Genomic DNA, 7,810 nt, shown 5'->3' on the forward strand with positions numbered 1-7,810 from the left:
ACGACTGGCGTGTCGGGAAGTTGATCGAACATCCGTTCGTCTAAGATGTGGGGGCACGGGATCGAGGTGGGCGGGCCCCGCGGCCGGATTGTCGGTCCCTGCCCGTAGCGTCTGAACCGAACAACGACGAAGCACGATTCGACCGAGGTGGACCCCGATGGCAGCAGCGACACCGGACAAGGGCAAGGCGCTGGAGCTGGCGCTCGCCCAGATCGACAAGCAGTTCGGCAAGGGGTCGGTCATGCGACTCGGCGACGAGTCGCGCGCGCCGATCGAGGTCATCCCGACCGGTTCCATCTCGCTCGACGTGGCGCTCGGGATCGGCGGTCTGCCGCGCGGCCGGATCGTGGAGGTCTACGGCCCGGAGAGCAGCGGTAAGACCTCGGTCGCCCTGCACGCGGTGGCCAACGCCCAGAAGCTGGGCGGCACCGCGGCGTTCGTCGACGCCGAGCACGCGCTGGACCCCGAGTACGCCAAGGCGATCGGCGTGGACACCGACGCCCTGCTGGTGTCCCAGCCGGACACCGGTGAGCAGGCGCTGGAGATCGCGGACATGCTGATCCGCTCCGGCGCGCTGGACATCATCGTCATCGACTCGGTGGCCGCGCTGGTGCCGCGCGCCGAGATCGAGGGCGACATGGGTGACAGCCACGTGGGTCTGCAGGCCAGGCTGATGAGCCAGGCGCTGCGGAAGCTGACCTCCGCGCTCTACAACGCCAAGACCACCGCGATCTTCATCAACCAGCTCCGCGAGAAGGTCGGCGTGATGTTCGGCTCCCCGGAGACCACCACCGGTGGTAAGGCGCTGAAGTTCTACTCCTCGGTGCGCCTGGACGTGCGGCGGATCGAGACGCTCAAGGACGGCTCGGACGCGGTCGGCAACCGGACCCGCGTCAAGGTGGTCAAGAACAAGGTCGCGCCGCCGTTCAAGCAGGCCGAGTTCGACATCATCTACGGCATCGGCATCAGCCGCGAGGGTTCGCTGATCGACATGGGCGTCGAGCAGGGCATCATCCGCAAGTCCGGTGCCTGGTACACCTACGAGGGCGATCAGCTGGGCCAGGGCAAGGAGAACGCCCGCCGGTTCATGCGGGAGAACCCGGACGTCGCCAACGAGATCGAGAAGCGGATCAAGGAGAAGCTCGGCATCGGCGCCACCGTGGACGCGGAGGAAGCCGCCGAGCCGGCCCCGGTCGACTTCTGATCCTGAACGTTGGTGCGGATGAACGACGGTGGCAGGCGTCGGAGCGGCGGTGCGAAGAGTCGCCGCTCCGACGATGCCCGCCCGGCGGACGGGACTCCGGGCGAAGCGGCGGAGTCGAAGCGACGCAAGGACGACAACCCGGAGAGCCAGGCGCGCGACATCGTGTACCGGCTCTTGGCGGCGCGTGCGCGCAGCCGCGGGGAGTTGCGCCAAGCCTTGCTGCGCAAGGAGATCGACGAGGACATCGCCGACGGCGTGCTGCAGAAGTTCGTCGACGCGGGTCTGGTCGACGACGCCGCCTTCGCGGAGGAGTGGGTGCACGCGCGGCAGCGCACGCAGGGCTTGGGGCGCAAGGCGCTGGGCTTCGAACTGCGCCGCAAGGGCGTCGACGAACACCTGGTGGAAGCGGCGCTGTCCACTGTGGATTCCGACGTGGAGGCGGAGCGGGCCCGCGAGCTGGTGCAGCGCAAGCTCCGCGGCATGAGCTCGCTCGACCACACCACGAAGATGCGACGCCTGGTCGGAATGCTGGCGCGCAAGGGCTATTCCGAAGGCCTGGCCTTCCGCGTGGTGCGCGAAGAGATCGAACGCTCCGGAGAAGAATCCCCGGACTTCGACACCCCGTGACCACGAGCAGTTTCCCCTAAGCGGGGCCGGTTCCCAGCAGGAACCGGCCCCGCTTCGTCCTATCCGGGCTGGGCGAGCAGTTCGCGAGCGAGGGTTTCGCTCCACCACTGCTCGATGCGATCAGGTGACCAGGAGCGCTCCGCGGTGAGCGTTGCGTAGACGTCGATGTTGCACAGGGCTGCGTAGATGTCGACGGCGGTGGGGACGTCCAGGTCCAGGCGGAGTGCGCCCCCGGGCCAGGAGGTGAACACCTGGAAGCGGGTCTGGTCGGCCACTTCTCGCGCCTTCCGGTACAAGTCGGCGAGTTCAGGTTCGGTCCGGCCGGCGTCCCGGATCAGCGTGATGAGGTTGCCGGCGCGCTCGAACAGGCGTCGGTCGTAGCCGGCCATCGCGGACAGGTGCCGCCGAGGATCGGTGGTGGCTTCCAGCTCGTCGATCTGCCGCGGTAGATCCGCTGCGATATCAGCGGCTTCGACCAATGCCCAGACCAGTCCGGTCTTGTTCTGGTAGGCCGCGTAGACGGTCGGCGCGGAAACCCCCGCCTCGCGGGCGACATCCCGCACGGTGGTGGCCGCCCAGCCCTGCGCGACGAACAGCCGACGCGCGGCGTCTGCGATCTCGGCCCTGGTCTGGTGCGCCTGCGTCATGCGGCGCAGCGAGTTGTACCGGCGCCGACCGCTCTCTTCCGCCATGACCACCCTTCCGTCTAACGTGATGCATATTGATTATAAACCACGTTAAGTGAATTGGGGGTGCGCGATGACCATCGCCGGTCTTGCGGGAGCAGGAGGCATCGGGTTCGTCCTGCTTGCCCTCGCCATCAACGCCGTCTACATCCGCGTCGGGTTCCCGATGCCGAACTCCGGCCGGTCCCCGTCGGAGGTGGCCGACTCGCTGGTCGCGCTCGGCGGCCGGTTGAGGAAACCTTCGGTGGTCGCGCCGGCCACGTGGCTGTTCACCACGGTTTTCGCCGCCGGGCTGCTCGCGGAGTTGTGGCGCGGCGAGCCGAGAGCAGATGCGTGGGCCCTCGTCGGCTTCGCCGGTGTCCTCATGCAGAACGCCACGTTCGCGGTGGTGGAGGCGTTGCGGTTCGGAATGGCGGCCGCGGCCCAGAACCGGGACTCGATCGTCGGGCTGTGGACGCTGAACAACGTCCTGTTCGGGTTCAACCAGGTCTTCCTGGCACTGGCCCTGATCGGATTCAGTACGGCCGGGGTCGGCGTCGGGTTCCTCCCCGAATGGCACGCTTGGCTCGGATACCTCAGCGCCGCGCTGCTGTTCGTCTCGTCGTCGGTCAGCCCCTACAACGCCGACGGCACGAACCGCATCGCGGTGACCGGCCTGATCGGCTGGCTAGGGTGGGCGGCCTGGATCGTCGTCTGCAGCGTGCTCCTGCTGGCGGGCAGCTGAGCGCCGGCCGGATCTCCCGGGTTGGGACGGCAGTGCCGGATCGTCGTGGTCGGCTCGTAGAGTCGCCAGTCATGACGACTCTCGCGGACACCCGGCACATCGTGTGGGACTGGAACGGAACTCTCCTGGACGACAACCACGCCGTGGTATCAGCGGTGAACACCGTCTGCTCGGAATTCGACCGGGAGCACATCGACATCGACGAGTGGCGCGCGGTGTTCGGGCGACCGCTGCTGCAGTGCTACGAGCGCCTGCTGCGGAGGTCGCTGGACGACCGGGACTGGGCCCGCATCGACGTGCTCTACCACGACGCGTACAGAAAGCTGCTGGACACGTGCGGTTTGGCGAAGGGCGTGCCGAACGCCTTGCAGGACTGGGCGAAGACCGGTCGCAGCCAGTCCTTGCTGTCCATGTGGTTCCACGGCGAGCTCGTCGAGCTGGTGACGGACCGGGGCTTGTACGAGATGTTCGCGCGCGTCGACGGTTTGCGCGCGGAGGTCGGTGGCGGTTCGAAAGCCGAGCACCTGCGCCGCCACCTGGAAGCGCAGGAGCTCGACGCCCGGGACGCGGTCCTCATCGGTGACGTCCTCGACGACGCCCACGCCGCGGAGCAGGCCGGAACGCGCTGCGTGCTGGTCACGACCGGCGTGACCAGCCGCGAGGCCCTGGAGAAGACGGGTCGCCCGGTCGTCGACTCGATCCCCGAGGCCTTGGCCCTCCTCAACTAGCTCAGGCCGGGGGAGTTCTCGAGAAGAACTCCCCCCGCGTCGGTCAGCGACCGGTCACTGCGGCGAGGACCTTGTCCAGCACTGCGTCGTCGGCGGCTTGGTCGGTGCGCCAGGCGATGAAGCCGTCCGGACGCACCAGCAGCGCGCCGCCGTCGTCGAGGCCCACCGACCGCGCCCACTCCGAGTCGAGCTGAGCCGTGCGCAGCTCAAGTCCGCTTGAAGCTGCGACCCGCTGCGCCGCTTCACCCCACGGTTCGCCGTCCGGACCGGTGAACACGGCGAACCGGGACTCGTTGAGGTCGAGCGTGGAGGTGGTCTCGTCCAGCCACCGGTGCGGCAGCCTGGAACCGGGCGCGCCGTCGAAGCTCGCCAAGAGGTCCTCAGTGGACGGAGGGGTGACCACCGGGTCGATGATCGCCGAGGAGTCGTACCGGTAGCCCATGGTCACCAGCGGGGCGTTCCACGCCCCGGCGGCAGCTCGCTCGGCGACCGCCGCCGGATCCCAGTGCAGCCGGGGGTTCTCCCAGCGCAGCAACGCCTGCTGCGTCACCAGTTCGGACACGGCGTGACGTTCTTCGTGGTAGCTGTCCAGCAGCCGGTCGCTGGCCTTCCCGGCCAGCACCAGGGCCAGCTTCCAGGCCAGGTTGTGCGCGTCGGCGAGTCCGCTGTTCAGGCCGAACGCGCCCAGCGGGGAGATGGTGCGCGCGGCGTCGCCGACCAGGAACGCCCGCCCGGACCGGAATTCGTCGGCCATCCGCGCGGTCGCCCGCCAGGTCAGCGCGCTGACGATCTCGACGGGCACGTCGGCGCCGATGGCGGTGCGCACCGCGGCGGCGCTGCGCTCCTCGGAGAAGTTCTCCCCGTCGGGCGATGTCACGTGCAGCACCCACCGCTGCTCGCCGACGGCCAGTAGCACTCCCGATGCGTCCGGATGGCTGATCTGCGTCATCGTCGGCATCGAACCGAAGTGACCCACCAGGTCGGCCTGGAACAGGATGTTCACCGTGGTGTCGCCGATCTCGCCCGGGCCCGTGGTGCTGATGCCCAGCAGGCGTCGAACCGCGCTGCGGGCGCCGTCCGCGCCCACCAGGTAGTCGGTCCGGACCACGCGTCCGTCGGAGAGAGCGACTGAGACGCCGTCGTCGTCCTGCTCGACGCCGGTGACTTCGACGTCGAATTCGATCGCCGCACCGCGCGCTCGCGCCTCCGGGATGAGCACCGAATCGAGCCGGTCCTGCGGGTAGTGGCCGTGCGGCGTCTCCGGCGACGCGGTGTTGGGGAACGGCAGTTTCGGCGCCGGTCCGGGGCGATCTATTTCGGCTGCGGTGCGGGCCTCGGCCCGCCACATCTCGGTCGAGCGCACCGCGACCGCGTCCACTCCTCCGCGCACGCCGACTTCGCGGAAGAACTCCAGCGAGCGCGGGCTGATCCCGAGCGCCCGCGGGTGGTTGGACGGTTCGGGTCGGCGTTCGAGGACCAGCGCCGGCACGCCGTGGTGGCCTAGGAACAGTGCGGTGGCCAGGCCGACGGTGCCGCCACCTGCGATGACGACCGGGTGCTGGTTCATGGCTGTCTCCATCTCACATTTTTGGGAACAGTGTTCCCGTTCTGGGAACACCGTACCCTATGGGTACAGTGTTCCCATGTCTGCTCGATCGCAGTCCCCGGCGCTGGTGTGGATGCGCGACCGGCAGCGCGGCAGCCGTCCGGCGCTCACCGAGGAGAAGATCGTGCGCACCGCGATCGACCTCGCCGACGCCGAAGGCATCGAGGCGCTGTCCATGCGGCGCATCGCGGCCGAGATGGGCTCCGGCACCACCTCGCTGTACCGGCACGTCACCAACAAGGACGAGCTGATCGAGCTCATGGTCGATGCCGTCCACGGCGAGGGAGAGCCGCCAGTGGAGTCGGGCGACTGGCTCGAAGACCTCGCCGCCATCGCACGCAGCTCCCGGGCCTCGCTGCTGCGCCACCCCTGGCTAGTCCAGCAGGCGACGCGGCGGCCGACGCTCGGCCCCAACGTGCTCAAGCGCGCGGATCACCAGCTGGGCGTGGTGGGCAGGGCGACCGATGACGCGTCCCAGGCCGCGATGGTCGTCAGCGCCATCAGCACGTTCGTGCTCGGTTCCGCTGCGGCGGAACTGGCCGATCTGGAGGCTCAGCGGAGCACTGGGATGACCGAGGCGGACTGGCAGCACGCGGTCGGCGAGTACGTGCGCCAGGTGGTCGAGTCCGGGCAGTACCCGCACTTCAACCGGCGGATCCTGGAAGCCGACGACCGCGACCACGAAGCCCGCTTCGAGTTCGGCCTCGCCTGCTTGCTCGCCGGGATCGCCAGGGCCCTCGCCTGACCGGTCAGCACAGCCAGCTGACCAGGGACACCAACGGCAAGCGCGTGCACAGGCGCTCGTAGCTGACCGCGGGGTGCTCCTGCAGTCCGTAGTCGTCGGTGGTCAGCGACCCCGATGCCGACAGCGCGAGTCCGAAGCTCAGCCCGGTCGTGCCGGGCGGGGCTGCCGGGGTCGTCCACGTCGCCGCGGTCCACTGGGCGGCGGGGGAGAAGAACGGGCTGGTCGTCCAGTAGTGCCAGGACCCGGCCCGGTCGCGGTAGTAGACGGCGAACTGCGTCCGCGCGGTCGACTTGTACCAGGCGTTGAGCGTGTAGGTGTTGTTCTCGTGCGCGACCGGTGCGGCTTCGCCCTGGTCCATCCGCTGCAAGAGCTTGGCGTCGCCGTTGACGTAGTCCGCCAGGTCGAGCCGCTGCGCCGACTGCCCGCTGTGCGCGTCCGGCACCTGGGTCCACTTCGGACTGTTCTGGCCCCAGCTGCTCGGCACCCAGCCCCGCGGTCCGGGTTCCTCCAGCGACGCGTTCACCAGCCCGGCGCGCGGCGCGGGCGCGGGCGGACGGACCAGCGGTGCGGGTTCACCGCCCATGACCTCGTCGACGGTGCGCACCACCGTGCCCCTGGCTTCCCGGGCGGCCAGCCACGAGGTGAACTGGTCCAGCACCCTGGGGCTGATGGACAGCGGACCGCAGAAGTCGCAGACCTGGTGCAGCACCAGGGGAACCCAGCCGCCACCGTCGGCCTCGGCGTTGAGCACGACCTGCTGGAGCTCCTCCAACGTCCAGCTCGGATCGATCATGCCGGTGCCGCGCACGGCCATCGGGTTCCGCGGCGGGATGCCCTCGGCCGGCGGGCAGTTGCCGCAACCGCGCGCCGTCCGGATGCTGCCGGTGATGCGGGCGCTGTTGTAGCCGCAGTCCCGCACGGCCTGCTCATCGGCCTGGTCGGCGATGCCGAAGGGGTAGGCGAACGAGGTCGCGCGGAATCCCCAGTCGGTCAGGTTGGCGCGGTCCTGGCAGATCTCGCGCCGGAGCTCGTCCGGGCCGATGGTGCCCAGGTCCGGGTGGGTGACCGTGTGCCCGCCGATCTCGTGGCCGGCCGCGGACATGCCGCGCAGGTCGTCGAGGCTGAGGTAGCCGGGCTGGCCGATGGAACCGGAGACGACGTAGAAGGTGCCGCGCATCCGGTGCTGGCTGAGGATCCGGGCACCGGCGGTCTGCGACGCGGTGCCGTCGTCGACGGTGAAGCTGACCACGGTCCGGGGCGTCGGTGCGGCGTCGGCCGGCGCGCCGAGGAACAGCACCAGCAGCACGACGCCGGTGCAGGTGAGAGCTCGGCTCAGCAGTTTCCGCGCATCCATCACCGGACCGCCAAACGGGGTCGACCGACCTGACGTCCGGGACGTTACGGCTGGTGGAGGACGTGCTGGATCCAGCACGTGAGGTGGATGGGGTACGCCGTCGTGCGGAGGTGGTGGGCGGCCACCACCTCCGCAC

At 69.4% G+C, this 7,810-nt stretch carries 8 protein-coding genes; 5 read left to right on the plus strand and 3 right to left on the minus strand.

All coding sequences use genetic code 11. The features are described 5' to 3' along the window. Window positions 1-157 precede the first annotated feature (157 nt). Both recA and OU415_RS31190 read left to right on the plus strand, forming a co-directional pair. Window positions 158-1,204: a recombinase RecA gene (recA, locus tag OU415_RS31185; protein ID WP_270953042.1), complete on the plus strand. Its 1,047-nt coding sequence runs from the start codon at window positions 158-160 to the stop codon at window positions 1,202-1,204. Between the two features lie 18 nt (window positions 1,205-1,222). Beyond that, on the plus strand, window positions 1,223-1,831 hold the full coding sequence (locus tag OU415_RS31190; RefSeq protein WP_333779117.1) for a regulatory protein RecX: 609 nt from the start codon (window positions 1,223-1,225) through the stop codon (window positions 1,829-1,831). A gap of 59 nt (window positions 1,832-1,890) precedes the next feature. On the opposite strand, the gene OU415_RS31195 is transcribed toward OU415_RS31190, so the two are convergent. After that, entirely contained in the window at window positions 1,891-2,523 is a 633-nt protein-coding gene (locus OU415_RS31195) for a TetR/AcrR family transcriptional regulator (RefSeq protein ID WP_270953044.1), read from the minus strand. Between the two features lie 67 nt (window positions 2,524-2,590). On the opposite strand from OU415_RS31195, the gene OU415_RS31200 reads away from it, so the two are divergent. After that, a complete protein-coding gene (locus OU415_RS31200) occupies window positions 2,591-3,241 on the plus strand; it encodes a hypothetical protein (RefSeq protein WP_270953045.1) in 651 nt (216 codons plus the stop codon). Between the two features lie 71 nt (window positions 3,242-3,312). Continuing rightward, window positions 3,313-3,969, plus strand: coding sequence for an HAD family hydrolase (locus OU415_RS31205; RefSeq protein WP_270953046.1), 657 nt, complete (start codon window positions 3,313-3,315; stop codon window positions 3,967-3,969). Window positions 3,970-4,012: 43 nt separating this feature from the next. Here the strand turns inward: OU415_RS31205 and OU415_RS31210 are convergent, their stop codons facing one another. Continuing rightward, complete coding sequence (locus tag OU415_RS31210; protein ID WP_270953047.1) at window positions 4,013-5,536, minus strand: FAD-dependent monooxygenase; 1,524 nt, start codon at window positions 5,534-5,536, stop codon at window positions 4,013-4,015. 76 nt (window positions 5,537-5,612) lie between these two features. On the opposite strand from OU415_RS31210, the gene OU415_RS31215 reads away from it, so the two are divergent. Then, window positions 5,613-6,320 (plus strand): TetR/AcrR family transcriptional regulator, encoded by a 708-nt coding sequence (locus tag OU415_RS31215; RefSeq protein WP_270953048.1) that lies wholly within the window; start codon window positions 5,613-5,615, stop codon window positions 6,318-6,320. Between the two features lie 4 nt (window positions 6,321-6,324). Here OU415_RS31215 and OU415_RS31220 read toward each other — a convergent pair whose 3' ends face one another. Then, window positions 6,325-7,674, minus strand: coding sequence for a polysaccharide deacetylase family protein (locus tag OU415_RS31220; RefSeq protein WP_270953049.1), 1,350 nt, complete (start codon window positions 7,672-7,674; stop codon window positions 6,325-6,327). Between the last annotated feature and the right edge of the window lie 136 nt (window positions 7,675-7,810).

It is taken from the genome of Saccharopolyspora oryzae (genome assembly GCF_027853915.1).
Taxonomy (GTDB): domain Bacteria; phylum Actinomycetota; class Actinomycetes; order Mycobacteriales; family Pseudonocardiaceae; genus Saccharopolyspora; species Saccharopolyspora oryzae.

Bases quoted from the DNA above. Each gene is read 5' to 3' on its own strand.
- OU415_RS31210 (WP_270953047.1), bottom strand. From the start codon at position 5,536: ATGAACCAGCACCCGGTCGTCATCGCAGGTGGCGGCACCGTCGGCCTG.
- OU415_RS31205 (WP_270953046.1), top strand. From the start codon at position 3,313: ATGACGACTCTCGCGGACACCCGGCACATCGTGTGGGACTGGAACGGA.
- OU415_RS31195 (WP_270953044.1), bottom strand. From the start codon at position 2,523: ATGGCGGAAGAGAGCGGTCGGCGCCGGTACAACTCGCTGCGCCGCATG.
- OU415_RS31220 (WP_270953049.1), bottom strand. From the start codon at position 7,674: ATGGATGCGCGGAAACTGCTGAGCCGAGCTCTCACCTGCACCGGCGTC.
- recA (WP_270953042.1), top strand. From the start codon at position 158: ATGGCAGCAGCGACACCGGACAAGGGCAAGGCGCTGGAGCTGGCGCTC.
- OU415_RS31200 (WP_270953045.1), top strand. From the start codon at position 2,591: ATGACCATCGCCGGTCTTGCGGGAGCAGGAGGCATCGGGTTCGTCCTG.
- OU415_RS31215 (WP_270953048.1), top strand. From the start codon at position 5,613: ATGTCTGCTCGATCGCAGTCCCCGGCGCTGGTGTGGATGCGCGACCGG.
- OU415_RS31190 (WP_333779117.1), top strand. From the start codon at position 1,223: ATGAACGACGGTGGCAGGCGTCGGAGCGGCGGTGCGAAGAGTCGCCGC.